General features: G+C 53.2%; 22 protein-coding genes. 11 read left to right on the top strand and 11 right to left on the bottom strand.

Annotation, left to right across the window (positions count from 1 at the left end; genetic code table 11):
* Positions 1–37: 37 nt before the first annotated feature.
* The 5 genes from L5470_RS06260 (at position 38) to L5470_RS06240 (ending at position 4,484) form a co-directional block, all read left to right on the top strand.
* Positions 38–889, top strand: coding sequence for a circadian clock protein KaiA (locus L5470_RS06260; protein WP_099797679.1), 852 nt, complete (start codon positions 38–40; stop codon positions 887–889).
* Positions 890–894: 5 nt separating this feature from the next.
* Complete coding sequence (gene kaiB, locus L5470_RS06255) at positions 895–1,212, top strand: circadian clock protein KaiB (protein WP_448513874.1); 318 nt, start codon at positions 895–897, stop codon at positions 1,210–1,212.
* A gap of 62 nt (positions 1,213–1,274) precedes the next feature.
* Positions 1,275–2,834, top strand: a complete 1,560-nt coding sequence (kaiC, locus tag L5470_RS06250; RefSeq protein WP_499498860.1) for a circadian clock protein KaiC — start codon at positions 1,275–1,277, stop codon at positions 2,832–2,834.
* A gap of 10 nt (positions 2,835–2,844) precedes the next feature.
* The gene (locus L5470_RS06245) at positions 2,845–3,765 is read left to right on the top strand and encodes an NAD(+) kinase (protein ID WP_099797676.1); all 921 of its coding nucleotides are present in this window, start codon (positions 2,845–2,847) and stop codon (positions 3,763–3,765) included.
* Between the two features lie 509 nt (positions 3,766–4,274).
* Positions 4,275–4,484, top strand: a complete 210-nt coding sequence (locus tag L5470_RS06240; protein ID WP_099799205.1) for a D-alanyl-D-alanine carboxypeptidase family protein — start codon at positions 4,275–4,277, stop codon at positions 4,482–4,484.
* Between the two features lie 38 nt (positions 4,485–4,522).
* Here L5470_RS06240 and L5470_RS06235 read toward each other — a convergent pair whose 3' ends face one another.
* The 10 genes from L5470_RS06235 to L5470_RS06190 form a co-directional block, all read right to left on the bottom strand.
* Positions 4,523–5,350 (bottom strand): inositol monophosphatase family protein, encoded by an 828-nt coding sequence (locus tag L5470_RS06235; RefSeq protein ID WP_499498859.1) that lies wholly within the window; start codon positions 5,348–5,350, stop codon positions 4,523–4,525.
* Between the two features lie 12 nt (positions 5,351–5,362).
* A complete protein-coding gene (asnS, locus tag L5470_RS06230) occupies positions 5,363–6,754 on the bottom strand; it encodes an asparagine--tRNA ligase (RefSeq protein ID WP_499498870.1) in 1,392 nt (463 codons plus the stop codon).
* 12 nt (positions 6,755–6,766) lie between these two features.
* Entirely contained in the window at positions 6,767–9,142 is a 2,376-nt protein-coding gene (locus tag L5470_RS06225; protein WP_499498858.1) for an endonuclease MutS2, read from the bottom strand.
* Positions 9,143–9,206: 64 nt separating this feature from the next.
* Positions 9,207–10,166, bottom strand: coding sequence for an FHA domain-containing protein (locus L5470_RS06220; protein ID WP_099799209.1), 960 nt, complete (start codon positions 10,164–10,166; stop codon positions 9,207–9,209).
* A gap of 92 nt (positions 10,167–10,258) precedes the next feature.
* Positions 10,259–12,034, bottom strand: a complete 1,776-nt coding sequence (locus tag L5470_RS06215) for a M48 family metallopeptidase (RefSeq protein ID WP_499498857.1) — start codon at positions 12,032–12,034, stop codon at positions 10,259–10,261.
* A 440-nt stretch (positions 12,035–12,474) separates the two neighbouring features.
* Entirely contained in the window at positions 12,475–13,209 is a 735-nt protein-coding gene (locus L5470_RS06210; protein WP_448526686.1) for an energy-coupling factor transporter transmembrane component T family protein, read from the bottom strand.
* An 8-nt stretch (positions 13,210–13,217) separates the two neighbouring features.
* Positions 13,218–13,943, bottom strand: coding sequence for a potassium channel family protein (locus L5470_RS06205; protein ID WP_499498856.1), 726 nt, complete (start codon positions 13,941–13,943; stop codon positions 13,218–13,220).
* 31 nt (positions 13,944–13,974) lie between these two features.
* Entirely contained in the window at positions 13,975–14,247 is a 273-nt protein-coding gene (locus L5470_RS06200; RefSeq protein ID WP_448526685.1) for a glutaredoxin family protein, read from the bottom strand.
* A gap of 10 nt (positions 14,248–14,257) precedes the next feature.
* Positions 14,258–14,719, bottom strand: coding sequence for a VOC family protein (locus tag L5470_RS06195; RefSeq protein ID WP_099799213.1), 462 nt, complete (start codon positions 14,717–14,719; stop codon positions 14,258–14,260).
* A gap of 115 nt (positions 14,720–14,834) precedes the next feature.
* A complete protein-coding gene (locus L5470_RS06190) occupies positions 14,835–15,986 on the bottom strand; it encodes an NAD-dependent epimerase/dehydratase family protein (protein WP_499498854.1) in 1,152 nt (383 codons plus the stop codon).
* A gap of 389 nt (positions 15,987–16,375) precedes the next feature.
* Here L5470_RS06190 and L5470_RS06185 point away from each other — a divergent pair, with 389 nt between their 5' ends.
* The 4 genes from L5470_RS06185 to L5470_RS06170 are packed head-to-tail and all read left to right on the top strand — an operon-like array spanning position 16,376 to position 21,446.
* Positions 16,376–17,704, top strand: a complete 1,329-nt coding sequence (locus L5470_RS06185; protein ID WP_499498852.1) for a CmpA/NrtA family ABC transporter substrate-binding protein — start codon at positions 16,376–16,378, stop codon at positions 17,702–17,704.
* A 31-nt stretch (positions 17,705–17,735) separates the two neighbouring features.
* Positions 17,736–18,572 (top strand): nitrate ABC transporter permease, encoded by an 837-nt coding sequence (gene ntrB / locus L5470_RS06180; RefSeq protein ID WP_499498850.1) that lies wholly within the window; start codon positions 17,736–17,738, stop codon positions 18,570–18,572.
* Between the two features lie 9 nt (positions 18,573–18,581).
* On the top strand, positions 18,582–20,558 hold the full coding sequence (locus L5470_RS06175) for an ABC transporter ATP-binding/substrate-binding protein (protein ID WP_499498848.1): 1,977 nt from the start codon (positions 18,582–18,584) through the stop codon (positions 20,556–20,558).
* Between the two features lie 42 nt (positions 20,559–20,600).
* On the top strand, positions 20,601–21,446 hold the full coding sequence (locus tag L5470_RS06170) for a nitrate ABC transporter ATP-binding protein (RefSeq protein WP_499498868.1): 846 nt from the start codon (positions 20,601–20,603) through the stop codon (positions 21,444–21,446).
* Between the two features lie 435 nt (positions 21,447–21,881).
* On the opposite strand, the gene sodB is transcribed toward L5470_RS06170, so the two are convergent.
* Complete coding sequence (sodB, locus tag L5470_RS06165) at positions 21,882–22,484, bottom strand: superoxide dismutase [Fe] (RefSeq protein WP_099799214.1); 603 nt, start codon at positions 22,482–22,484, stop codon at positions 21,882–21,884.
* A gap of 197 nt (positions 22,485–22,681) precedes the next feature.
* On the opposite strand from sodB, the gene L5470_RS06160 reads away from it, so the two are divergent.
* Positions 22,682–24,169 (top strand): phosphoglucomutase/phosphomannomutase family protein, encoded by a 1,488-nt coding sequence (locus L5470_RS06160; protein WP_499498846.1) that lies wholly within the window; start codon positions 22,682–22,684, stop codon positions 24,167–24,169.
* Positions 24,170–24,297: 128 nt separating this feature from the next.
* A complete protein-coding gene (locus tag L5470_RS06155; protein ID WP_499498844.1) occupies positions 24,298–26,520 on the top strand; it encodes a transglutaminase TgpA family protein in 2,223 nt (740 codons plus the stop codon).
* Positions 26,521–26,552 lie beyond the last annotated feature (32 nt).

The following is a 26,552-nucleotide window of genomic DNA, read 5'->3' as shown; positions in this document are numbered from 1 at the left end:
GGATGCTACTAAGTGTACACTCAACTCTTAAATCGTCGTGGCGCAGTCAACCGCACTCACAATTTGTGGCTTAGTTTACTCGCCCACCATCGCTCAAGAGTTAGTCCGCTTCCATAACTCTGGAATTGATGAGCTGGTTTATTTTGCCAACGATGCGGAGTTCTGTACGTATTTAGAGCAGCACCGCCACAGTGTTGCCTGTTTAATTCTAGAATGGGCAGAGACCACAGCGCAAATTATTAAGTATCTGCACCACAGCGCAACCTTATTGCCAGCAGTTATTGTCTTCCCAGAGCAGGGTGCATCGTTACCCGTTGGCCCGCACTATCATGTTGCAGAAATTCTCTTGTCGGCAGTAGAACTGCATCGACTCAATCAGGTGATCGAGGAGGCCATTACTGCCTTTGTCAAGCTCTGTCCGGGTTGTGCGGTGCCCCCCCACGTCATGTTTCGTATGCCTGCTTTGCAAGACAGCAGCGGTCAAGATCCGCAGCACCGCCTGTCGCAGAAGCTCAAGGAGCGGCTGGGATACTTGGGCGTGTATTACAAGCGAGACACGCAGTTCTTTTTTCGGCGGATGTCCAGCACCGAGAAACGCAGGCTCCTAGATGAACTGCGTGCGATTTATCGTACGATTATTCTGGAGTACTTTAGCGCTGAAGCCAAGACGAATGAACATATCGACGAGTTTGTTAGTAAAGCATTCTTTGCTGATATTTCAGTCTCCCAAGTGATAGAACTCCACGTTGAACTCATGGACAGTTTTGCCAAGCAACTCAAGCTTGAAGGCCGTAGTGAGGATATTCTGCTGGATTATCGTCTAACGTTAATTGATGTCATTGCCCATCTATGTGAAATGTACCGTCGCTCAATTCCGCGTGAGGTATAACCCTGATGACACCACTGCGGAAAACCTATGTGCTAAAACTTTACGTTGCCGGTAATACCCCTAATTCGGTACGTGCACTGAAAACCTTGAATAATATTCTTGAAAAAGAATTTAAGGGAGTCTATGCCCTGAAAGTTATTGACGTGCTGAAAAACCCCCAGCTTGCGGAGGAAGATAAAATTCTGGCAACCCCCACCTTGGCAAAGGTGTTGCCGCCACCCGTGCGGCGCATTATTGGCGATCTCTCGGATCGAGAAAAAGTTCTCATTGGCCTTGATTTACTATACGAAGAGATCAGTGATCAAGCTGATGATCTCACCTGATCCCGATCGCCCTTCTGTTCTGTTTGTTGGAATTTATTTAGCGAGTGCGTACCTAGACCTCTATGAGCACAGATACCCCTGAAAATCAGATCAGTTCAAAACCAGCGATCGCCACCGAAGTCAAGAAGATCCGCACAATGGTGGAGGGATTTGATGACATTAGCCATGGTGGCTTACCTCAAGGGCGCACAACCTTAGTCAGCGGTACCTCTGGCACAGGCAAAACGCTTTTTGCAGTGCAGTTTCTCTACAATGGCATTACGATCTTTAATGAGCCGGGTGTTTTCGTCACCTTTGAAGAGTCTCCTAACGACATCATCAAGAATGCCCTGAGCTTTGGCTGGGATCTACAGGGGTTAATTGATCAGGGCAAACTCTTCATTCTCGATGCTTCCCCCGATCCCGATGGCCAAGATGTTGCCGGCGATTTTGACCTATCGGCGCTGATTGAACGCATTCAGTATGCCATCCGTAAGTACAAAGCCACCCGGGTTTCAATTGACTCGGTGACCGCAGTCTTTCAACAATACGATGCCGCCTCGGTTGTACGTCGGGAAATTTTTCGTTTAGCCTTTCGCTTAAAGCAGTTGGGCGTAACGACCATCATGACCACGGAGCGGATTGATGAGTATGGTTCGGTTGCCCGCTTTGGGGTCGAAGAATTTGTTTCTGATAATGTGGTGATTTTGCGCAATGTCCTAGAGGGAGAGCGGCGGCGGCGAACCGCAGAAATCCTCAAGTTGCGGGGTACCACCCACATGAAGGGAGAATATCCCTTCACCATTAACAATGGCATTAATATCTTTCCCTTAGGAGCCATGCGTTTGACACAGCGATCCTCTAATGCCCGGGTGTCCTCTGGGGTCAAGACCCTCGATGAAATGTGTGGGGGCGGCTTCTTCAAAGATTCGATTATTCTGGCAACAGGAGCCACGGGTACAGGCAAAACCCTCTTGGTCAGTAAGTTTTTAGAGACAGGGTGCCAACAGGGCGAGCGTGCTCTGCTGTTTGCCTACGAAGAGTCGCGGGCGCAGCTGTCGCGCAATGCCTCTTCGTGGGGGATTGACTTTGAGGAACTCGAGGAGCGAGGGTTACTGCGTATTGTCTGTGCCTATCCTGAATCCGCCGGCTTAGAGGATCACTTGCAAATTATCAAGTCGGAAATCGCTGACTTTAAGCCGTCGCGGGTGGCGATTGACTCCCTTTCGGCCTTAGATCGCGGTGTCAGTAATAATGCCTTCCGCCAGTTTGTGATTGGGGTCACAGGGTTTGCCAAGCAGGAAGAGATCACGGGGTTCTTTACAAACACCACTGACCAGTTCATGGGGTCTAACTCCATTACTGAGTCCCATATTTCTACGATTACGGATACGATTTTGCTATTGCAGTACGTAGAAATTCGCGGTGAAATGTCGCGAGCTATTAATGTCTTTAAGATGCGTGGTTCTTGGCATGACAAGGGGATTCGTGAGTATGTGATTACAGAGAAAGGTGCAGAAATTCGCGACTCCTTCCGCAATTTTGAAGGGATTATCAGCGGTACCCCCACCCGTATTTCTGTGGATGAAAAGACTGAGCTAGCGCGTATTGTCAAAGAGGTGAAAAACCTAGGCGAGGAGTAGGCCAAGCTGGATGCAGTTAAACCAAGTGATCGTAGTACACAAGGCGGGCGATCGCCAAAGTAAAGACTGGGCCGATCGGGTGGTGCGACAACTGCAACAGCGAGGGGCACGGGTGCTCGTGGGACCAAGCGGTCCGCGAGATAATCCCTATCCCGTTTTTATGGCCTCCGTCACAGACCCTATTGATCTGGCCATTGTCTTAGGCGGAGATGGCACCTCCCTAGCCGCAGCACGGCACTTGGCCGCTCCAGGAGTTCCGATTCTTGCGGTCAATGTTGGTGGGCATTTGGGATTCTTAACCGAACCTTTTGATCTGTTTGCGGAGTTGGAAACCGTTTGGGATCGCCTAGAGCGGGATGAGTACGCGATGCAGCAACGGATGATGCTGCAAGCGCAAGTGTTTGAAGGCCCAAAACCCAACGCCGAACCCGTGGGCGATCGCTACTATGCCCTCAATGAAATGTGCATCAAACCCGCCTCAGCGGATCGCATGATTACCGCCATTCTGGAAATGGAAATTGATGGCGATGTGGTCGATCAGTACCAAGGAGATGGCCTTCTGGTGGCCACTCCCACCGGATCCACCTGCTACACCGTAGCGGCCAACGGTCCCATCGTGCACCCCGGCATGGAAGCCTTGGTGGTCACCCCCATTTGCCCCCTGAGTCTCTCTAGTCGTCCCATTGTCTTACCGTCGCGCTCTCTCGTGAGTATTTGGCCGCTGGAGGATCATAGCCTTAATACCAAACTATGGATGGATGGGGTCATGGCTACCTCCATTTGGCCGGGGCAGCGAGTGCAGGTGTCGATGGCTGATTGCCAAGCCCGCTTTATTCTGCTGCGCGATCATTATTCGTTTTATCAAACCCTGCGGGAAAAATTAGCGTGGGCAGGCGCACGGATTCCATACCACAATAATCATCGTAACTAGTCGTAACTAGAAGGTAGCGGATCTGCTCTCAGTGACATACTCCGGACACTCATGCTGACGTATAGCGTGCGGGCTTCTCAGTGACTGCTGCTAGTGCATCAGGCGTTATAGGAGTGATGTGGGCGGGCTAAAACCCCTCCGCTTTAGCGAGGGGATACAGCCAACTCAGGGGGCTTTAGCCCTCTCTATGTGTTAAACTAGAGACGTGGAAAGTAGGCGTATCAACTACGCGAAGAAACATCCTAGTACGGAGAAATCCCGGCAAGTAAGTCACTACCGCTTTGGCGGCAAGCCTAAACCACTGCAAGCAATGGCAGGATGTTGAGCGTATCGAATTGGCTAGTGTTAAAAAGCGCGAAACCACGAACCGAAACATAAACGTAGTCCCAATAGCAGAAATGCTTGAGGTGAGTAGGGGGTCTTTGACTGCCCCCACCCGCATTAAGTTGTGGGTGACAGCTCAAGGGAAAAGCGAAGCAACGCGGCTTCAGCCCGTTGCGTAGCATCCTTTGGGAATCCCCTCTCTTTCAAGGAGGGGAGAAGTCAACAATACCAAGGCCTTTGAGTGGCTGAACAGTCATGGTCGTGAGTTTGGTTTTGAGCTTTCATTTCCCGAAAATAACCGCCAAGGAGTGATGTACGAACCTTGGCATTGGCGATTTGTCGGCACTCCGGAGGCAGAAGCTGTGTTTAGAGCCGCTCGGCCAAGATTTCGGTAATGTTTGTAACGTGGCAGCCATAATACCCCTATGCAATGTCAGGTACCCCTATTCAAAGTGTTTGGAAGAATATAGGCTGAGAAAAATTTGCCAAGACTAGTGTTGGCACTTACTAATGTATGAAATGTACGGTGGTTGGTATCTTCATTGGTGGTGAGGGGAAATGGTTTTTGCCCTAGCATCGGAGCATTCAGCCAGCGCCAGTCTGCTCCCGCTGCGTGGAGAATTGGCCAAGCTGGGGCAATATCCCAGATGTGGGGGGTGCGCTCCACCGCACCAAGGGTATAGCCCACCGCTACGGTCAATAGGTTGTAGCTGGCAGACCCCAACATGCGAATTTTGCACGGAAACGATCGCTTCAGAACCTCAGTGCTGCGGGCACAAAGGCTAAAAAACGCGTGCTGGTTAGGCTCAGCTAGCTTCACCCCGATTCGCTGCCCATTCAAAAATGCCCCATTGGGGTGGCCGGGGGCATGATAATAGCCGTGGAAGGTTTGTCCTAGGGGTGGAACATGGACATAGCCAAAGATCGGCATACCTTGATAGAGCAAACTCAGGGCAATGCACCAGATCGGCAACCCATGGCTATAGTTGGTCGTGCCATCGATGGGGTCAATAATCCAGCACCATGGCTCACCTTGATAGGTGTGGTTGCCTTCCTCAGTCAGATAAGCATGGGTTGGAAACACCTCCTGAAGAAGTTCACGGATTTTTTGGTCTGCCCACAGATCCGCGCGGGTCACTAAGCTGCCGTCGGCTTTGTGCTCTATAGAAGACTGCCCTGCCCATTCCATCAGACGGGGGGCAACAATGGTTTGCATCTGCGCGCAGGTCTCTAGAACATCGTTCCAAAATTCAGGCGTCACAAACAGGGTTCCTCAAAACTCGGCATTGCCGGGGGTGCGGGGAAAGGGAATGACATCGCGGATGTTATCCATTCCTGTCATAAATTGCACTAGGCGCTCAAAACCTAACCCAAATCCGGCGTGGGGGACGCTGCCAAAGCGGCGCAAGTCCAAGTACCACCAGTAGGGCGCTGGATCTAGCCCCTGCTCGGTAATCCGGCTGTGCAACACATCGTAGCGTTCCTCCCGCTGGGAACCACCAATAATTTCGCCAATTTTGGGGGCAAGCACATCCATGGCCGCGACGGTCTTACCATCGTCATTCAAGCGCATATAAAAGGCTTTGATGTTAGCAGGATAGTCATAGACAATGACCGGACGGCGGCAGTACTCTTCGGCAAGGTAGCGCTCGTGCTCTGATTGTAGATCTAGACCCCACGCCACTGGAAACTCAAAGGGACGACCACTGCTTTCTAACAGGTGAATAGCTTCGGTATAACTCAAGCGGGCAAAGGCTTGGCTCGCCATCTGCTGTGCTGTGGCCATGACGGTGTTGTCCACCCGCTCCTGAAAGAAGGCCAGATCGTCGGGACAGTGCTCAAGGACGTAGCGAAACACATATTGCAAGAAGGCTTCAGCCAGATCCATATCCCCTTGCAGATCACAGAAGGCCATCTCTGGCTCTACCATCCAAAATTCGGCTAGGTGGCGCGAGGTGTTAGAATTCTCAGCCCGAAAGGTTGGTCCAAAGGTATAGACCTGACTAAAGGCAGTGGCCATAATTTCTGCCTCTAGTTGGCCACTTACGGTGAGGTAGGCATGGCGACCAAAGAAGTCTTGGCTAAAGTCCACCGCTCCCGTAGGCGTTCTGGGTGGGGCGGCTAGATTCAGGCTCGTGACGGTAAAGAGTTCTCCGGCTCCTTCGCAGTCGCTGGCGGTGATAATGGGGGTGTGCACCCAGAGAAAGCCCCGTTCTTGAAAGAATTGATGAATGGCGGTAGCACAAGCATTGCGGATGCGCATCACGGCACCGATAGTGTTGGTGCGGGGGCGCAAGTGACTAATGGTGCGCAAAAACTCAAAGCTATGGCGTTTCTTTTGCAGGGGGTAGGTGTCGGGATCCGCTGTGCCCCATACATGGATATAACTGGCGTGGAGTTCAATCCGTTGGTTTTTGCCGGGGGAAGGGACAAGCTCACCGCTAAATTCAGCAGCGGCTCCTGTGGTTAAGTGCTTGATCAGGTCGGCGTATCCCTCAAGCGTGTGGGGAATCACTACCTGCAAGCCCGCTAGCAATGAGCCATCGTTGACGTTAACAAAGGTGCATTCCTTCAGTTCTCGTTTGGTGCGAATCCAGCCTTTGACGGTGACCTGAGTGCCAGCTTCGCCGTGGCGGACAATCTCACAAATGCGTTGTTGCATGATCTATTTGCTCTCCTATAGCTGCACCACCGTTACGCCCCGCCCGCCCTCTTCGGGAGCGGCGAGTTCATAGCTCTGAACACTGGGATGGTGGGACAAAAACTCATGGACAAACTGCCGCAGTGCACCACTGCCGTGACCGTGAATAATCCATACTGTTCCCTGTTGACGGTTCAAAAATTCCTCTAGGAGGGGTTCTGCATCCCGCAGGCGTTTGCCCCGCAAGTCTAGGGTACGGGACTCAGTGCGGATGGCTGGGGCACTTTGGGTAGGGGGGCTGATGCTCGCGGATTTGGCTTTGACGGGGGGCTGGACGGGTTCGCCGCTGAGGGATTCAACGGCGTGGGGGGGCACCGCCAGTTTTAGCTGCCCAAGTTGCACGACAATATCGCCCTGCTGGCTAACACTCAGGACTTCGCCGACCTGTTGCCACTGGGGTAAGCGAACGCGATCGCCCGGTTGGGGGATAAATCCACTGGGGGCAGGTGGTGGTAGATAGGTCTGGGCAATGTGGTCAAGGGCAGTTTGGGCGCTCTTGATCTGTTCGGGACTGGCGGCCTGTTGCAGTTGGGCAATCACCTTTGCAATTTCCTTTTGGGCGGCAACAATACTGCTGCGCACTTGTTCCTCTTGGTGCTGTCGCAATTGCTGTTCCCGCTGCCGCAGTTCTTTCGCTTTGCGCTCGACCTCCTGATGCAGGTGCTCGGTCTCCTGTAGTAACTGCGTGACGGCGCTGATTTTTGCTGCTTGTTCTTGCCGTTGATCCACCAGCCCAGCAATCATTTGATTGACTGAACCTGTATCTCCTGCTAGGAGTTTTTTGGCTCCTTCAATGACGCTCTCGTGCAACCCCAAACGATGGGCGATCGCCAGCGCATTCGACTGGCCGGGAATCCCCCACAGCAGGCGATAAGTTGGAGCAAGGGTCTGTTCGTCAAACTCGACGGAGGCATTTTCAAATCGGGAGTCTTGGTACTTCAGGGCTTTGAGTTCGCCATAGTGGGTGGTTGCTAGGGTGAGGGTGGCATGATCCGCCAAGTACCGCAGCAGGGCGATCGCCAAGGCCGTTCCTTCGCTTGGATCTGTGCCTGCCCCCACCTCATCTAACAAGACGAGGGTAGCTCCCCCTGCTACATCCAACTCCGTTAAAATATCGCGAATGTTGCAGATGTGACTGGAAAAGGTCGAAAGATTCTGAGCCAAGGATTGCTCATCGCCAATATCTGCCCACACGCCACTAAACCACGGCAATTGGGGGGTGGCGGCAGCCGGAATATACAAGCCCGCTTTAGCCATTAAGGCCGCGAGTCCCACCGTTTTCAGGGTGGCGGTTTTGCCGCCAGTATTGGGACCGGTCAGGGTGACTACGGCAATGCTGGCGGGAATGTCCACATCAATAGGCACAACCGCTTGCCCCTGTTCGTGGTGGTGCTGCCACACCAACAGTGGGTGCCGTAGCTGCTGTAGCCGCAGGGAGGCCGTATCGCAAAATTCGGGGCAACTGCCCTCAAGCCACAGGCTATAGTGGGCACGCGCCACGGCCATGTCCAGCGCCGTCAGCACGTCAAGGATGTACCACAGGTCATCCGTCATCGTTGCCAACTGATCCGAGAGGGCTTGACAGACCGCTCGCTCTGCTTCTGCTTCTTGATGCCCTAACTGTTGTAAGCGGTTTTGTAGCTCAATGGTTTCCTGCGGCTCAATGTAGAGGGTGGCACCACTGGCGGAGAGGTCATGGATAATGCCGGGAACGTGATCTTTGTGGGTGGCCTTAACGGCGAGGACATGGCGATCGCGACGCTGGGTAATTACGGCGTCTTGCAAAGCGGTGGCGCGCCGTTGCACAATCTGTTGCAAAGCCCTATGCAACGTGGCACGAGCCTGACGTTGCTGTTGGCGAATGGCGGCAAGCTCAGGACTGGCGCGATCGCTCACCTCTCCTTGATCGGTAATACAGCGGTGAATTTCCTGGCTGACCTCTGGATAGGTGCGCAAGCCACTGACAAGGCGATTCAATTCCACAAGGAGGGGGTGGGCATCGATGTGCCGTCGCTGCTGGCGAGCCGTGGTTAACACGTGGGCGATCGCCAACAACTCGTTGCCCAGTAAACAGCCGCGATGTTGCAGCCGCTCTAGGTAAGGCTCAATATCCGTCACCAAACTAAAATCTAACCGCCCTTGGTACGTTGTCTCTAGCGCAATGATCTCCCTCGTTTGCGCCAAGAGCACCTCACTGGCGGCTTGCGTCCCCGCCAAAATATCGCCGGACTGAAGCTGACGCATCCCACGCTTTGTGGCGGCAAAMGTGGCCAACTGCTGGCACAGACACGGCCACTCCAAACGCACCAACGACTTTTCTAGGGCACTAATCGCTAAACCTGTAGGAACCAATGTTCGTTATTGCTAAAAACACCACTGCTACTGAATGTAACACCGCCAATCTCCCCGTGCAGCCTTAGAGCACCAAGCCCGATATTTCTGCATCGATACTATCCTGTAATTTCAACAGCGTGCTGGTCAGCGCTTCGGCATTCAGGTACGGCCAATTAATCGTCTTTGAAATGATTTGCAACCGTTCTGTGATACTGGTCAGATCAGCAAACATATTTTCCCGGGGCAACCCCGCAAACAGCGCCATTGCCCCTTGATTCACCGCCCACTTGCACTCTGATTCGTGTACCCGGGTGCGCATCCCACTAAGTAAAATCACCTGCATCTCTGGGTACGACTGACGGTACTGGCGACAAAAGTCATAGGGATTTGTTTTCGGCATCCCCAAGTCTAACAACAGCAGACTGATTTTGCAATTGAGGGACTCAACGTGGGCAATAATTTTCTCCAGCTCAAAGTGGGAGGTCGCCCAAATTGTGGAAATCCCCTGAGAGTTGAGGAGTTCCCGCCACATTTCCCCTTGGGTGCGCGAGGAATGGGTCATCAACACGGTGGCTTGGCCATAGCTTTCATGGGAGTGATCGGTATAGGGGTGAGGGCTGGGGGCATCCCGCAGATCGATGTATTCGAGTTCAGACTCTCCAATCGCAATGCGATCGCCGTGGTGGAGGATATGAGTTCCCTGAATGCGGCTATTGCCAATAAATGTGCCGTTCATACTCTTGAGATCCATCAGCCGGTAGCGATGATCCGGTTGGCGTTCAATGGCAATATGAGCACGAGAGCACCAGCGATCGGGCATGACAATATCACAGTCTTTACTGCGGCCAATGCGCCACCTGGGTAACTGATCCAGCACAATGGATCGCTGTATATAGATAGAGTGAAACAGCAACCGTGGTGTCGGGGCAGCAAGAATCAGTTCCGTTGGCCGCATGAAACCCCGTTGCGACTCTCCTGAGGAGCGTGTTGGGGATTGCAGATGCGGAACGTAGGTATCGGGACGATTGGCCGAGGCATCCATAGGGGCAGATAAAAAACGTCGGAATAATTTAGCGCTTTGTGATGTTGCTATCTTATCGATGAAAAAATATTTTGGTGAATACTCTTACCAGTTTACCGCGATGAGGTCGGTGTGAGGGTTGGCTCTGCCGCAGTCTGCTGTTGGGGCGTTTTCGGGTTCGCAGGCTGCAAAATGCTGCGCAGGTGGGCTTGAATCTGTTGATGGCGTTCAACCCCTTCAAAGGCAAAGGGGGTGTAGTTCTGCTCCCGCATCAGACCACGAATATAGCGAATCCGCTCGGCGGTGGGTGGGTGGGTGGAAAACCATGGCAAGGACGGTTCTTGGTTGCGGTACTCTTTTTGGAGGGTGTGCATCAAGTTTAGTAAGCCATCGGCAGCATAGCCAGCCCGGGCAAGGATGCGGGTTCCTAAAATATCCGCCTCCCGCTCCATGTCACGGCTGTAGCTTGTGACCAGCAGCCCTGTAATGTAGCCCCCCACAGGCAGCAGGCGAGTTAAGTTGGCTGTAGCCGTGCCTTGGGTCACCAATCGAAACCCATGGGACAAGACAGCGTGGGCAAGTTCGTGAGCCAGCAGCCCCGCTAGCTCTGCTTCGGTGTTGGCTTTGAGGATGGCGCCTGAGTGAATGAAAATTTTGCCCCCGGGTAAGGCAAAGGCATTCAGACTATCATCGTTGATAATGAAAAACTCGTACTCAAACTCATTCCGTCCAGCCACATTGGCCAGTTTCTGCCCCACCTCATTGACGTAGGCTTGGACATCGGGATCGTCTAAAAGCTTCACTTGACGGCTAATTTGCCGGGCGGCAGAGGCACCAATGGCCGCTTCCCCCTGCATCATTAAGGCCATCATTTGAATGGAGTCAAGGGAGAGGAGGGGGTTACCGGTAATAGCCACCCCCACTAAGCCCGTCAGGGCACCAACAATCATACTTTCGCGCAGCTGGCCTTGAACTTGACGGCGAAATCGCTGCATTCGCTCGGCGGCTAGGTGCTCAAATTCAGGCGCAGCGGGATGGTCGGGGTTCAGAATGGCAAAACGGCGGGCGGTCAGTGCCGCTTCTAGCCATTGTTTTTGGCGATCGTAAGACGCAACAAGGGCGCGCTGCAGCTCTGGTTGGTCGGGATAGAGGCTGGTGGCTTGCTCAAGCTGAGCGTGAGCTTCCTGCCGAGACCCTTGCTGGAATAAAAATTCAGCGAGTTTAACGTGTGCGGGAATAAATTCAGGAAACTGCTCAACGAGAAGCCGCAACGGTACAGACTGGGCACTGTACAGTTGCGATCCCCCTTGGACTTCGCGCCAATAAATTTGGGCGGCGGGGGGCAGTTGGCTAATTTCAAGGATGGCTGGCGGCGTGAAGCGCGGTGGTGGTAAATTAGTCTCTGCTTTTGCTTTTTGGTAATAGGTTCTGGCAAGGGTAAGGTCGCCCGCTTGGAAGTGGCGATCGCCCTCCATCAAGATGGCTAAGCGTCTTTCGCGAGCCGCTTGCTCAGCACTGCGCTCCGGTGTCGCAGGCTCGATCGTGCCCTCTACCTCACTCTCCTCTGTCGGGGGGCGATCGCCCTTAATATCTGCCATAGAAGGTAAGGGGGCAGGGGATTCCTCCACAACGGGGTCCGGTGGTGCAGGGGCTGGCGCTGAAGGCAATAAATCAATGGCCGAGCCTTGGGACTGGGGCAACGATGGCATCGCTTGGGCAAGGCGATCGCCCGCCACCACAGTCAGCCCATAGTCCACTGCATCGACGAAATCAACGAGATCAACCGAATCAATGGATTCAAGCGGACGTTGCTCCTGTGCCTTGACGGGTGCCACCCACAGGCTAGCCAGCACCGCCATACTTAACAACCCGTAGCGTAACCCAACCATAGGCCGTCCGTCTTCACACCCTTTATGTGGCCACTAAATCGATGGGAACCCTTAGCACTATCTATATGAATGCGCTGCCATGGATTGACGCAGTGCAGCCATCCTCTGTGCCCTCAAGGTACTGGCTAACACCCTCCCACAACACAACTCTTAAGATACTCTCGATTATAATAAGCGAGTAGCAGCCTTCCAATAACGCTAAAGCCCAAGCGTCTAGACCTCCGGTCACTCAAGGAATAGTTGTGCAATAAAACCAAGTGTTACCCCTCGAACACAAAGCGACTGCTCCTAGGGGTGAGAGAAACGTTTTTTGTTGCTATGGAGACTACACCATGCTCACCGATCAAGAAGTTGCTAAACTTGCCGCCACCAAAGGAATGGCAGCCACTAGTATGGAAGCTGCGCAGCCTTAGCGCCTTCAGGCCGCTAGTCAGTAAGAATCACCGTAACTGCCGCTCTAGCCAGCCACTATCCCATCCAATGAGTACCCCCACCCCAAGGAGCACGATACCCGTCAATCCCCAACTCCAAGGGGCAGCATCTGCAAAGGTGGGACGCATCTGCCCCCGTAGGCCGTAGCCCCGCAAACGCATGGCCAGATAAATGTGCTGCGCCCGTTCTTCAGTACGAATGAGAAAGGCGCCAATCAGTTGTGCCCACGCCCCCAGTCGTTGCCAATGTAGGCGAAAACCACGCAAAAAAAGAGCCTGCTGCATCTGTGAAAGCAAAAACTCTAACTCAAACAGATAACGATAGGTCAACGCCAAGGTATCGGTAAGCAGCGATGGTAAGTAGCACCAGCGACAGACGGCCAACCATTGGCTAAAGGTGAGCGTCTCGAGGAGGGTCACTGCTAGCGCTAGGCAGAGGATGAACCGCCACGAGAGAAGACAGGCCACCTGTAGCCCTGTGGTGGAAATCCACCCTAGGGGGGGGGAGCCATCGCCACCCAAGGGCAGAAATACCCAAAGTCCGATCAAGAAAAAACGGGAGTGACGCAAGCGGTGAGCAAACTGCCGCCACGACACTTGACTAGCAACACAGCACAGCACAACCACAACCGAGGCAACGCCTAAGCTATTAGGGGTTTGCAAGCTACTAATGCCAAACATGAGCGAGAGAAGAGCTACAACCCGCGCTGGCGGCGACCAACGATAAAAGGGAGACTGAGGCACTAGCGCTGTCAAGTAACGTGGTGACTACTCAAAAAGCGATCAATGTCAGTGTTAGCACCAATGACAACCATGATGTCCCCTCGCTTGAGTTTTTGGTTAGGGTCAGGAATAATTTCAAATTTTTGATCGCAGCGCAGGGCAATGAGGTTCAGACCATAGCGGCTGCGGAGTCCTACTTCCATAATCGTTTTGTTATGGAAGGCATCTGGTACTTTGACCTCAATAATGCTTTTTTCAGGATCTAGGGCTAAGGAGTCAAGAATCGCCGGACGTGTCAGCGATCGCGCTAATTCACACCCTGCTTCATACTCAGGAAACACCACCAAATCTGCCCCCACCCGTTCTAGGAGTTTTTTATGAACCTCTGAAGAGGCCTTCGCAATGACCTTGGGCACGCCAGCCTCTTTGAGATTCAGGGTGGTAATAATACTGGCATCGAGGTGGTTGCCAATGGCAACAATGACGGTTTCAAACTCAAATAACCCAGCTTCTTTCAGAGATTGTGGATCCGTAGAATCTAACTGGATCGCATGGTTAACAAGGCGATCTTGCAAGACTTGGTTGACTAAACGCTCCTGATTATCGGTACCCAAGACTTCATAACCGGAGTCGTGTAGAGTACCACAAACGCCACGGCCAAAGCGCCCTAGACCAATCACGGCAAACTGCTGGGTCACGTTCAGTTCGCGCCCACGAAATAGCATGGCTCCTAAGTCCATTTGTTCAGTCCTCAAAGGATTTGGCATCGCTATGCCGATTATGCCCTTAATGACTCCGCTCTAACGCAAGTCGTTGTAGGCGGCGCTCAATTTCCGCGGCGCTGAGTCGGGGGGAAAATCGCGGCACGCCAAGGGTTTGACCCTCAACCACCAAGTACAATACGGGAACATCGTATTCGTACGCTTGCTGCCACTCCGGTTGCTGAGTAATGTCCCGAACTTCTAAGGAAAACCCTTTTGCTGTTAGGGATTCCAGCTTTTCTTGCAGTCCTTCACAAAGGTGACAGCCGGGTTTACTGTAAAGGATCAAATGAGCCACAGCGCCACCCCTAGGGTGTGGATATTAAAGGTGTGTCTCCCACGGCGTGCTGATCGCGGTTGCCAAAAATAGCCTCTGCGTGGCGATAAAATTTGATCTCAATTAAATTATGAAATGGGTCGGCCAAAAAGAAGGTTTTATGCTCAAGCGGTGTGTTCACAAACCGGGTGCGCGGTGGCTGATAAAACCCTAACTCCTTGGCGACAACGCGATCGCGCAGGTTCTGCCAATCGGCCTCTGCCAAAAAGATGAGGCCAAAATGTCGGGGATAGATGCTACTGGGCGGTGTTAACGGCTCCGAGGTAACGTGAGCCACCAACTGATGGCCATAGAGCTTCATGATCAGACAATGGGGGTTTTCGCGCCCAGGCTCGCACCCCAGCCCCTCCACATAAAATGCTTTAGTTTCGGGAATATTACTAACGGGAAACGCCAAGTGAAATAGCACTGGAGCGATCGCCAACTGAGCCATGGAGAGCCTCGAAGAATCACTAAAATATCGTGCAAAGACGAAAATAATAAGCAATTCTAGCAGGCCATCTTTCGGTTTTAACAGCGGATCAAAACCGTGCTGTAAGGTCTAGCAACTAGGGGCGCCACTTTACTTTAGGCAAGATGTGGTTCGCATCCACTCGCTCTTTGTACTTAATCGCAATATTTAAGAGGGAGTCTAGCAGCGAATCGGAGAGGTAGTGGGGTTGCAGCCCCAGATCCAGCAGCTTAGTATTCTTGGCGTTGAAGTAGTGCTCTTCTTTTTCAACACGGGGGTTCTCAAGGTGGTTAATCTCCACCTTCAGGCCTAGGGCTTTCCCTGCTTCCTGTACTTTATGAGCCAGATCACCGATACTAAACTGCTCTGTAAACTGGTTGAGTACTCGGAACTCGCCTTGGGCTGCCGGTTGATTCACAGCCAACTCAATACAGCGCACGGTGTCGCGAATATCGAGGAAGCCGCGGGTTTGCCCGCCTTTCCCATAGACCGTCAAGGGATGCCCAATGGCCGCTTGAATACAGAAGCGGTTTAAGGCGGTGCCAAAAATGCCATCGTAGTCAAGACGGTTAATCAGTAACTCATCCATCCCTGTTTCTTCGGTGAGCACACCATAGACCACCCCTTGGTTCAAGTCAGTGGCTCGCAACCCCCAAATGCGACAGGCAAAATGGATATTGTGGCTATCGTGCACCTTACTGAGGTGGTAGAAGCTGCCGGGCTGCTTGGGATAGGGCAGGGTATCCTTGCGGCCATTGTGCTCAATGGTAATGTAACCTTCTTCAATATCGATGTTGGGGGTGCCATACTCGCCCATCGTGCCCAGTTTAACTAAGTGGCATTCAGGGTTATGGGTTTGGATGGCATAGAGCAGGTTGAGGGTGCCCACCACATTATTGACTTGCGTTAACACCGCGTGTTCGCGATCAATCATAGAATAGGGGGCAGACCGTTGCTCACCAAAGTGAACCACCGCATCAGGCTGGAATGCCTGCATTGCCCGCTCAAGAAATGTGTAGTTACAAATATCGCCCACGTAAAGATCAATTTTCTTGCCGGTTAAATCGTGCCAGCGCTGTAGGCGATGCTGAATGGGGGCAATAGGAGTCAAGGTTTCTACGCACAGTTCTGCATCCCAATGCCGCCGAATCAGACTATCTAAAATAGCCACGTCATGCCCGCGATTTGAAAGGTAAAGCGCCGTTGCCCAGCCACAATAACCATCACCGCCAATTACGAGGACTCTCATGCTAACCGTGCTGAAATCAATACTGCTTCGCCATTGGATGGCTTCCATACCACGTTACCAGCTAATGGGGACATCGGTATCGAGTTCAGTAGAATTCCAATCGGGGAACCTGTCACCGTTTCCCCAGCCAACAGCAGCGCAGGAGATCAGGCTAGGGAGTCTTCCGTCAACTGCAATGGCTAAAATTGGTTCAACTTATTTATGGAATAAAAAAAATTAGCCGAGCTTATCCAATAGAGATATATCTTTTTTTACATCTACAGTGATAGATTGATTTCAATCCGGTTTTCCGGGTGTGTGCATCGCAAACGACTGTACTTTTCCCAGTGCTCTCTGGGGAAACCGTTTTTTGTCAATTTAATCTTACGGTTCTTGATATAGGTTGGACTATGTCTCAATTGTCACGTCGTCGCTTTTTAATGACTGCCACGGCTACTGCTGTAGGGGCGATCGCCCTCAAGGGGTGTGCACCAGCAGAATCCCCCTCCCAGCAAGCAGGGGGCAGCACTGCTGATATTGAAACCGATACCATTAAGCTAGGCTTTATCCCCATTGTTGAATCTGCCCCGCTCATTATTGCCAAGGAAAAGGGCTTTTTTGCCAAGCATGGGTTGGTCAATGCCGAACTCTCCAAACAGGCTAACTGGGCCAGTGCGCGGGATAACGTCGTGATTGGCGCAGCCGGGGGTGGTATTGATGGTGGCCAATGGCAGATGCCTATGCCCTACCTCATTAGCGAAGGCATTATCACCCTCAACAACCAGAAAATGCCGATGTACGTCTTAGCGCAGTTGAACACCCAGGGCAACGGCATTGCGATCTCTGGCAGTCACAAGGGTAAGGGAGTTCACCTAAAAATGGCAGATCCTGAGTACATCAAAGGGTTTGCCGCCAACAATGGCCGCAAATTCAAAGCGGCCTACACCTTTCCCCAAGCCAACCAAGATCTATGGATCCGTTACTGGTTTGCCGCCAATGGCATCGATCCGGATCGGGACATTGAACTGCTAGCGGTGCCCCCTGCCGAAACGGTGGCGGGGATGCGCAATGGCACCATGGATGCCTTTAGTACGGGTGACCCTTGGCCGTTTCGCATTGTCAGCGACGATATTGGCTTTATGGCCACCCTGACAGCTCAAATGTGGCCCTACCATCCGGAGGAATACCTAGCGGTGCGAGCGGATTGGGTTGACCAAAACCCCAAAGCCACCAAAGCCCTCCTCAAAGCGGTCATGGAGGCGCAGCAGTGGTGTGACGATAAAGCTAACCGTCCGGAATTAATTGAAATTTGTGGTCGCCGTGAGTACTTCAACATTCCCGGTAACATTCTCACGCCACCTTACGAGGGAACCTACACGATGGGGGATGGCCAACCCAAATTTAACGACTTTAACATTGGCCCCCTTTACTGGCGGGATCCGAACGGTAACAGTATCTCTTTCCCTTACAAGAGTCATGATCTGTGGTTTTTAACCGAAAACCTGCGCTGGGGCTTCAATGCGGATAAGCTGAAGGATTTCGACAACATGAAACAAATGATTGATCGGGTGAACCGCTCCGATCTGTGGCGGGAAGCGGCTAAAGAACTCGGCGTTGCTGCAGCAGACATTCCCACCAGCGACTCTCGTGGCGTGGAAACCTTTTTCGATGGGGTCACCTTTGACCCGGCAAATCCCCAAGCTTACCTGGACAGCCTGAAAATCAAAGTCAAGTCCTAAGGATTGATGTGTTACTCAACAGGAGCGATCTATGGCAGTTGCATCGGTGCGTCGCAATGGCACAACCCATCCCTTCGTTAAATTTTTGCGTCAACGGGGCGCAGATTTTTATCTGCCGATCGTTGGTGTCATTGGCTTTTTAGTTGTGTGGCAAGCTCTCTCATTCACAAAAATCTTGGCACTTCCGGGGCCTGTACAGGTATTTGCGGATGAGCGGAGCCGCTACCTTATTCTGCATCCGTTTTACTACAATAGTCCGCTGGATCAGGGGTTGGCACGGCAAACCTTGATTAGCCTAACCCGCGTGGCTCAGGGCTATGGCTTGGCAGCGGTGGCCGGAATTAGCCTTGGCATTTTGGTGGGCACTAGTAAGGTGCTCAACAAAGCCCTTGATCCAATTTTCCAATTTCTGCGGATGGTGGCTCCCTTGGCGTGGGTGCCTATTTCCCTCGCGGCGCTGCGGCAAAATGAACCAGCAGCCATCTTTGTGATTTTTATTACGGCAATTTGGCCAATTTTGATCAATACCGCTGTTGGGGTGCGAGAAATCCCGCAAGACTATAAGAATGTGTCACGGGTGCTACGCCTCTCGAAAAAGACGTTCTTTTTGAAAGTGCTTTTGCCTTCGGCACTGCCCTACATCTTTACGGGATTGCGGATTGCCATCGGCTTGGCGTGGTTAGCCATTATTGCTGCAGAAATTGTCATGTCTGGGGTGGCGGGGATTGGCTTCTTTATCTGGGATGCCTACCAGCAAAACTATGTCACGGAAATTATTGTGGCGGTGGTTTATATCGGAGCGATCGGTCTGATCTTGGATCGGGCTGTTGGGTTCCTGCAAGCAAAAATTGCACCGACAAGCCGATAGGAGGGTTCCATGGGGGTTTTTGTTGCGGTTGATCAGGTGGAAAAGGTCTTTGACCTCAGCAATGGTGGCCAGTACGTTGCCCTGAAGGGAATTGATCTAACCATCAAAAAGGGGGAGTTTATTTCGCTCATTGGGCATTCCGGCTGTGGTAAGTCCACGTTGCTGAATATGATTGCAGGGCTAGATTTGCCGACCAGTGGGGTGGTGACTCTCGAAGGCCAGCGGGTGCGGCAGCCAGACCCTGATCGCATGGTGGTGTTTCAGAACTATTCGCTGCTGCCGTGGCTTTCGGTACGGGATAACATTGCCTTGGCGGTGGATGAGGTGCTGGCGCATCTGACCCCAGTGGAGCGGCGGCAACTGGTTGAGTCCTATATCGATCTGGTGGGGTTGCGTCCCCATGCCCATAAGCCGCCGACAATGCTGTCGGGGGGGCAAAAACAGCGGGTGGCGATCGCCCGTGCCTTGGCGATTCAGCCGAAATTGCTGTTACTGGATGAACCCTTTGGAGCATTGGATGCGCTGACACGGGGGAACTTGCAGGAGCAATTGATGCAGATCTGCGAGAGTCAGCAGGTCACGGCGGTGATGGTCACCCACGATGTCGATGAGGCGGTGTTGCTCTCAGATCGGATTGTGATGCTCACCAATGGCCCCGGCTCGAAAATTGGGGGCATTCTGAACGTGGATATTCCGCGGCCACGGCAACGGATGGCAGTCGTGGAGCACCCTAGCTACTACAGCCTGCGCAGTGAAATTATCTATTTTCTTAACCAGCAGAAGCGGGTGAAGCAGTTGCAGGCTCGCCGTAAGCCGGCGATCGCCCGCCATGGTCTAGAAAAAATTAATCTGGAAATTGGCTTTGTGCCCCTGACGGCCTGTGCACCCATTGCAGTTGCCTACGAAAAAGGCTTCTTTGCTCACCACGGCCTTGAGGAAGTCTCGCTGGTGCGCGAGAGCAGTTGGCGGGGTATTGTGGATGGGATTGTTGCGGGGTATTTAGATGCTGCCCAAATGCCGGCGGGGATGCCGGTGTGGCTGACTTGTGGTGGCCATGAGGAGCGACCGTTGCCCGTGGTGAGTGCCCTTACCCTCAGTCGGAATGGCAATGGTATTACCCTCAAAAAAGAACTTGCTGAGCAGGGCATTGTCACCCTCAGTGACTTTCAGCGCTATCTGCTACAGAGTCGCGATCGCCTCCACCGTTTTGGCATGGTACATCCGGCATCGATGCATAACCTACTGCTGCGCTACTGGCTGGCTGCGGGGGGGATCCATCCGGATCAGGATGTACTGTTGCAAACCATTCCACCGGCGCAAATGGTGGCAGATTTGCGGACGGGCAGTATTGATGGCTACTGTGTTGGCGATCCTTGGAATTTACGCGCCGCCAAAGAACAGATTGGTTTTACCATTGCCAGTGATGTCGATCTTTGGGCAGGGCACCCCGGTAAGGTCTTAGGCGTGCGCGAAGACTGGGCCATGGCCTACCCCAATACCCACATCGCCCTAGTTAAAGCCCTGCTGGATGCCTGTCGCTACTGCGCTGATCCGGCCAACAGTGAAGAAATTAAGCAACTCCTGAGCCGCAAAGCTTATGTCGCGACTGACCCCGCGTATTTAGAACTGGGGGTGGATCAACACGGTGCCTCGGTGCACCACCTGTTCTTTGGCGATGGTGTCAATCGCCCCAGCCGCACTGAACACCTGTGGATGATGACCCAGATCGCCCGCTGGGGAACCATCCCTTTTCCCCGCAACTGGGTTGAGGTTCTGGAGCGGGTGTGCCGGGTCAGTGTGTTTAGCACTGCGGCGCGGGAATTGGGACTGCTGGACATTAAGTACCGTACTGGCCCGATTCAACTGTTCGATGGCACGACCTTTAATGCGGATGACCCAATTAGTTATCTCAACAGTTTAGCCATCAAACACGAAGTCTATATGGCCGAGATTCCCCTCAGTCTGCCCCTGCGGCAAGCTGCCTAACTTCTGTTTTTCATAATTCAAGACTGATTGGAGTTGTACATGATGACCCAAGGAACTCGACCCATGACTACCCCTGTGGCTGTTGTCTCTAATGAATCGTTCCTGCGCCTTGAGCAGGTCAGTAAAGTCTATCCCACCAGTAATGGTCCGTTTACCGTATTGACGGATATTACCTTGGATATTCAGGCCGGTGAGTTTATCTGTGTCATTGGCCACTCGGGCTGCGGTAAAACCACCCTGCTGAATATGGTGTCGGGGTTTGTGCGCCCAACCACTGGCGAAGTGCGCCTCAAAGGTCAGTTAATTAAAGAGCCGGGGCCGGATCGGATGGTGGTGTTTCAGAACTATGCGCTCCTGCCTTGGCTCACAGCAGCGGACAATATCTATCTGGCGGTAGATGCGGTGTGGCCACAAAAGTCACGCCCCCAAAAAATGGCGATTGTCCGGGAGCATCTGGCCATGGTGGGCTTGGCGGATGCTGCTCAAAAGTACCCCTCCCAGCTTTCGGGGGGGATGAAGCAGCGGGTGGCGATCGCCCGCGCCCTAGCCATCCGTCCTGAGATTTTGATTCTGGATGAACCCTTTGGTGCTTTAGATGCCATTACGAAAGAAGAACTCCAAGAGGAACTGCTCAATATCTGGCAGGAGCATCGCTGCACGGTGCTAATGATTACCCACGACATTGATGAGGCGCTCTTTTTGGCCGATCGCGTTGTGATGATGACCAATGGGCCGGAAGCCAGAATTGGCGAAATCATGAGCATTCCTTTCGTGCGCCCCCGCGATCGCGAACGCATTTTAGAAGATCCCACCTACTATGAACTGCGCAATAATGCCCTAGACTTCCTCTACCATCGTCATCAACTGCAGGAGTCCGATGCAGCGTAAAACCAATTAAACCAAAAAACAGATAACTGTACCCCGCCTGAGCTTTGCGGTGGGGGTGTTGCTGAACGTGGCTATGAATTCCTTCATCCCCAACCCTTGTATCTTAAAACTTAGAGAGACAGACCGTCACCCCTTAGATGCGAGACATCATGGAGAAGCTAGGGTCATCTCTCTGATGCAACAGGTCAAACTCGAATCATCGGTTGGGACAGTAGAACCCGCATGACGCAAGATGGATTGGCATTGATGTGTGTAAGCGGTGGCTAGATGTACATCTACGCCCCCAGAAACTGATCCTGTGGTGATTGGCGGGCACCTATCGCGTCTCAAACCCACAAAAATTTACATTACCCTAGGCAACTACACACAACAAACAAGGGTGCAGTGAGACTCCCTACACCCTCTACTTCCCCTGCTGCCAATCAGCGCTAGCCCCTAGGCGGCAGCAAGATTTTTGGCAACAAAGTCCCAGTTCACCAGTTGATTGAGGAAGTTATCGATAAAGTCAGGGCGGCGATTTTGAAAGTCCAAGTAGTAGGCGTGCTCCCAGACATCGAGGGTGAGCAAGGGCACCTGACCGTGAACCAGCGGATTTTCGGCATTAGGGGTTTTCGTGACTTTCAGCGTACCCGCTTCAAGTACGAGCCATGCCCAACCACTCCCAAACTGAGTGGCGGCAGCAGTTTTGAACTGAGACTTAAACTCGTCAAAGCTGCCAAAGGCACTGTTAATACGGGCAGCCACATCGCCAGTTGGGGTGCCGCCCCCACCGGGCTTGAGGCTATTCCAGAAAAAGGTATGGTTCCAAACTTGAGCCGCATTATTGAAAATTCCGGCTTTAGCCGCATCGCCATAGCTGAGCCGAATCACATCTTCTAAGGATTTCTCTGCCAACTCTGTATCTTGGGTGAGTTTGTTCAAATTATCAACATAGGCCTTATGATGCTTGCCGTAGTGAAACTCAAGGGTTTTGGCCGACATGCCGTAGGGTTCAAGGGCACCGGGATCAAAGGGTAAGGGGTCTTGTACAAATGCCATAGTGTTCAATACCTCTCTAAAGGGGCTGAGGGTTAGGCGACTAAGGTGATCATTTCGCGACTAGTACTACTATGGGGTACTAATCGCCTCATTAATAATTCGCAATAAATATATTATTACGGTCTAGGGTGAAAGGTGCAATGGAATTTCTGAATCGCCCATGATATGGTCAGAGCAGTCTGGTGATTGACTACCCCATGGTTTCTCCATCGTTACCGCTCTGCCAGGTGTTAGTCGCTGAAAACGCCCCCATTCGTTTTGGCACGGATGGTTGGCGCGGCATTATTGGGGCTGACTTTACGTTTTCACGGCTAGTGCGGGCAGCAAAAGCAGCGGCTTGGGTGTTGCATCGCACCTATGGGTCGGGTACGCCTCGGATGATTGTTGGTTACGATCGCCGCTTTTTGGCGGAGCAGTTTGCGGCGGCGGTGGCAGAGGTGTTGGTCGCTTCAGGGTATGAGGTGTGGCTCGCGAGTCATCCGGCACCGACCCCTGCCCTTAGCTGGGCGGTGAAAGCGGAGACTGCCCTAGGGGCATTGGTAATTACGGCCAGCCATAACCCTGGCATGTATAGTGGCTTAAAGGTCAAGGGAGCCTTTGCTGGCTCGGTTCCCCCTGCTGTGACCCAAGCCATTGAAGCGCAATTAGCCAGCGGTGACCCACCCCCAGTAGGACTCGGTTGTGGGTCGCTCCATTTCTTTGACCCGTGGCCAATGTATTGCGAGGCACTGCAACAGCAGGTGAACTGCACGCCAATTCGGGCAGCGATTGAGGCTGGGCAACTTAGGGTTTATGCCGATGTGATGCATGGGGTGGCAGCAGGGGGCTTGGCTCGCATCCTAGGGATTGCAGTGCCGGAGTTTCGCAGCGATCGCGACGTACTGTTTGGTGGGGGTGCTCCCGAACCCATTGGTCGATATTTACACCAGACGCAGGAGCAACTGCGGCAGATGCCACACACGGGGCAAACGGTCTGCTTGGTTTTTGATGGGGATGCCGATCGCCTCGCCGTGATTGACGGGGAGGGAACCCTTTACACCGCCCAAGAACTCATGCCCATTTTGATCGATCATCTGGCGCAACACAGCCCCTATCGCGGTGCCGTCATCAAGTCGATCAGTAGCTCTGACTTGATGAGTAACGTGGCTGCCCTCCACGGCTTACCGGTCATTGAAACCCCCATTGGCTTTAAGCATATTGCCGATCGCATGGTGGCCGGAGATGCCATTTTACTGGGGGGGGAAGAATCGGGGGGGATTGGCTATGGCCACCACATTCCTGAGCGGGATGCCCTCCTGTCTGCGCTGTACCTGCTAGAGGCGATCGTCACCTCCGGGCGCAGTGTCGGCGAATACTACCACTCTCTGCAGCACCAGGTGGGATTTTTTAGCCACTATGATCGCATCGACTTAAGGCTTGAGACTGAACATCAGCGTCAGCAGCTAGAGCACCTGCTGGCGACGAACCCCCTACAGCGGATTTTAGACAGCGCTGTTGTGGCCTGCAACCGGAGCGATGGCTATAAATTCTACCTCGAGACCGGCGCGTGGCTACTGGTGCGCTTTAGCGGCACTGAACCCCTCCTACGACTGTACTGTCAAGCCCCCTCCCCAGAAGACGTACAGGCGATACTGGCGTGGATGCAGGCATGGCTGCAAGAGCGCCTTAGCCCGCCTGAAACTTAAGCACTGCCCATCTTGGCTGGCGCACCCGGCCACCAAAGGGGGTGCACCCTTGCTAGGATCCAAAGCGTTGCTTATGGACGATGGTGCCAATGTTCCAGGCTTGGCTGCGCCCGATTTCTGCCTCCCCCATGCTGGCTCCGGCCAAGCATGTTGAAGACTCTCTCATCCTGCGGTTGGGGGTGCTCTGCATGGTCATTGTCGGGATTGTGGCCACGGACGTTGCCGCTGAGACCCAAACGAGTGTTTGGGCAATTCCGTTATCGATCGCTGGGTTTAGCTGGAGTTGGTGGTCGCGTCGGCAAAGGAATGTAGTCGCTAAACTAGCGATTGCCTTGGGAATGATGATTGCCCTAGTTGTCTTTTTGGGGCGTTTAGCTGCCCTCTCCCACGATTCCCGCCTTCTCCTCGCTGAGCTGCTCATTCAACTGCAAGTTCTCCATAGTTTTGACCTGCCGCGGCGTAAGGATCTGGGTTATTCGATGGTGATTGCCCTGATTCTCATCAGTGTGGCTGCCACCCTTAGCCAAACGATGATGTTTGGTGTATTTTTGCTGGTGTTTTTGGCGATCGCCCTGCCGGTATTAGTGTTAGACTACCGCTCGCGCTTAGGGCTGCTGCCGCTGGCAGTTAACTCCCTAGGGATGTCGTGGCGGCAGTGGTTTGGGCTGTTTGTTTTAATCCTGAGCCTAGGGCTAGGGGTGTTTGTGGTGTTACCACGGTTTCCGGGGTATCAAATCCGCACCCTGCCAGTGAGTGCTGAAATTCAAGTAGATGGGGAGTTTGATCAAACGCGGGTGATCAACCCCGGCTATGTGAGTGGCAGGGGCGGGGCTGGTGTAGGGGAGGAACTGGCCAACCAACAGTTCGATAGTAACTTTTACTACGGCTTTGGCTCCGAAATCGATCAAACCTTGGGTGGTGTGATGACCCCTCAGGAAATTCTGCGGGTGAGATCCCAAGCTCCCGGATTCTGGCGAGTACTGGCGTTTGATGAATATACCGGACGGGGCTGGCGCATTAGCACTAACGATGCTGCTGAAATTCTGCGGCGATCGCCGTGGAGTTTTCGCTATTTGCTCCCCCAGCTCCCCACCCGGGTACCCACCCGCGAAGTCATTCAAACCTATACGGTGGTCTCTGAATTTAGTAATCTCATTCCGCACCTGTACGACCCCCGCGAACTGTACTTCCCCACCCGTGAAATTGCTCGCGATCCTGAAGGCGGGCTACGTGCTCCGGTTCCCCTACCAGAGGGGCTGACCTATTCCGTCATTTCCCACGTTCCCGTGCGCGATCGCTCTGTTTTGCGCACTGCTGGCAAAATTCGCAACCCCGCTGCCTACCGTCAGTATCTGCAGGTGCCTGAAGCCTTAACCCCCCGGCTGCAAACCCTCGCCCAAGACCTGTTGGCTAAAGCCGATCGCCCCATTGAGGAACCCTACGAACAAGCTCTTTACCTGACCCAAGCCCTCAAACAGTCCTACCGCCTCGATACCCAAATCCCTAAGCTAGCTGCGGAGCAGGATTTAGTGGCCACCTTTCTCTTTGAATGGCAGGGGGGCTACCCCGATCACTTTGCCAGCGCCTTGACCCTACTGCTGCGCAGTATCGGGATTCCAGCACGATTGGTTACTGGCCTGGGCACGGGGGAATTTAACCCCTTTACGGGCTTGTATATTGTGCGCAATACCGATGCTTATGCCCTCACAGAAGCCTATTTCCCTGAATTGGGCTGGTTTCTGTTTGATCCGATTCCGGGTCACGATCTCTATCCGGCGACCCTAGAGGTGGATCAAACCTTTAGCGTTTTGCAACAGTTTTGGAACTGGGTGACCGGCTGGCTACCGACACCCGTGACGGGCTTTTTCGGCACCCTATTCGCTGCCCTAGAATCACTACTGACGCAGTTTATGGATCTATTTTCCCAAGGGCTGGGCGGAATCATACAAGGCATATTGTTGCTGTGTGGGGCAGCGATCGCCCTCTGGTTTGGCATCTACCTGTGGCAGAGTTGGCGCTATCGGCAACGACTCCGGCGCCTCAGTGCCATTGAGCAACTCTATGTGCAAATGCTAGACTGGCTGGCGCAGCAAGGCTTCCCCAAGCGCAACAGCCAAACCCCTTGGGAATATGCCCAGTACTTGCGAGATGTCCCCCAGCTAGATTCCCTGAGCCAACGCGCCATTGACACCCTCACCCACGCCTACGTCTCGTGGCGGTATGGCGGCGCCGCCCTACCATTACCCGCCCTGCGGCGTGCCCTAGGCCAGCTTAAGGATCAACGCTGGCGATCGCTACAACACACCGCCACCCATTTGAATCGGTTGATTCGCAAGGGTGGCAGCCGCTGAGAACAGTCCCCATGGAATCCCGTACACTCGAA

This window comes from Synechococcus sp. PCC 6717 (assembly GCF_022698185.1).
Lineage (GTDB): Bacteria > Cyanobacteriota > Cyanobacteriia > Thermosynechococcales > Thermosynechococcaceae > Thermosynechococcus > Thermosynechococcus lividus.
This window is presented reverse-complemented; position numbering and strand designations above follow the sequence as displayed.

What these genes read in the sequence shown, in the direction of transcription:
- L5470_RS06160 (WP_499498846.1), top strand. Translation starts at nt 22,682, where the DNA reads ATGGTTTCTCCATCGTTACCGCTCTGCCAGGTGTTAGTCGCTGAAAAC.
- L5470_RS06245 (WP_099797676.1), top strand. Translation starts at nt 2,845, where the DNA reads ATGCAGTTAAACCAAGTGATCGTAGTACACAAGGCGGGCGATCGCCAA.
- L5470_RS06190 (WP_499498854.1), bottom strand. Translation starts at nt 15,986, where the DNA reads ATGAGAGTCCTCGTAATTGGCGGTGATGGTTATTGTGGCTGGGCAACG.
- L5470_RS06175 (WP_499498848.1), top strand. Translation starts at nt 18,582, where the DNA reads ATGGGGGTTTTTGTTGCGGTTGATCAGGTGGAAAAGGTCTTTGACCTC.
- L5470_RS06185 (WP_499498852.1), top strand. Translation starts at nt 16,376, where the DNA reads ATGTCTCAATTGTCACGTCGTCGCTTTTTAATGACTGCCACGGCTACT.
- kaiC (WP_499498860.1), top strand. Translation starts at nt 1,275, where the DNA reads ATGAGCACAGATACCCCTGAAAATCAGATCAGTTCAAAACCAGCGATC.
- ntrB (WP_499498850.1), top strand. Translation starts at nt 17,736, where the DNA reads ATGGCAGTTGCATCGGTGCGTCGCAATGGCACAACCCATCCCTTCGTT.
- L5470_RS06155 (WP_499498844.1), top strand. Translation starts at nt 24,298, where the DNA reads ATGCTGGCTCCGGCCAAGCATGTTGAAGACTCTCTCATCCTGCGGTTG.
- L5470_RS06170 (WP_499498868.1), top strand. Translation starts at nt 20,601, where the DNA reads ATGACCCAAGGAACTCGACCCATGACTACCCCTGTGGCTGTTGTCTCT.
- L5470_RS06195 (WP_099799213.1), bottom strand. Translation starts at nt 14,719, where the DNA reads ATGGCTCAGTTGGCGATCGCTCCAGTGCTATTTCACTTGGCGTTTCCC.
- sodB (WP_099799214.1), bottom strand. Translation starts at nt 22,484, where the DNA reads ATGGCATTTGTACAAGACCCCTTACCCTTTGATCCCGGTGCCCTTGAA.
- kaiB (WP_448513874.1), top strand. Translation starts at nt 895, where the DNA reads ATGACACCACTGCGGAAAACCTATGTGCTAAAACTTTACGTTGCCGGT.
- L5470_RS06215 (WP_499498857.1), bottom strand. Translation starts at nt 12,034, where the DNA reads ATGGTTGGGTTACGCTACGGGTTGTTAAGTATGGCGGTGCTGGCTAGC.
- L5470_RS06220 (WP_099799209.1), bottom strand. Translation starts at nt 10,166, where the DNA reads ATGGATGCCTCGGCCAATCGTCCCGATACCTACGTTCCGCATCTGCAA.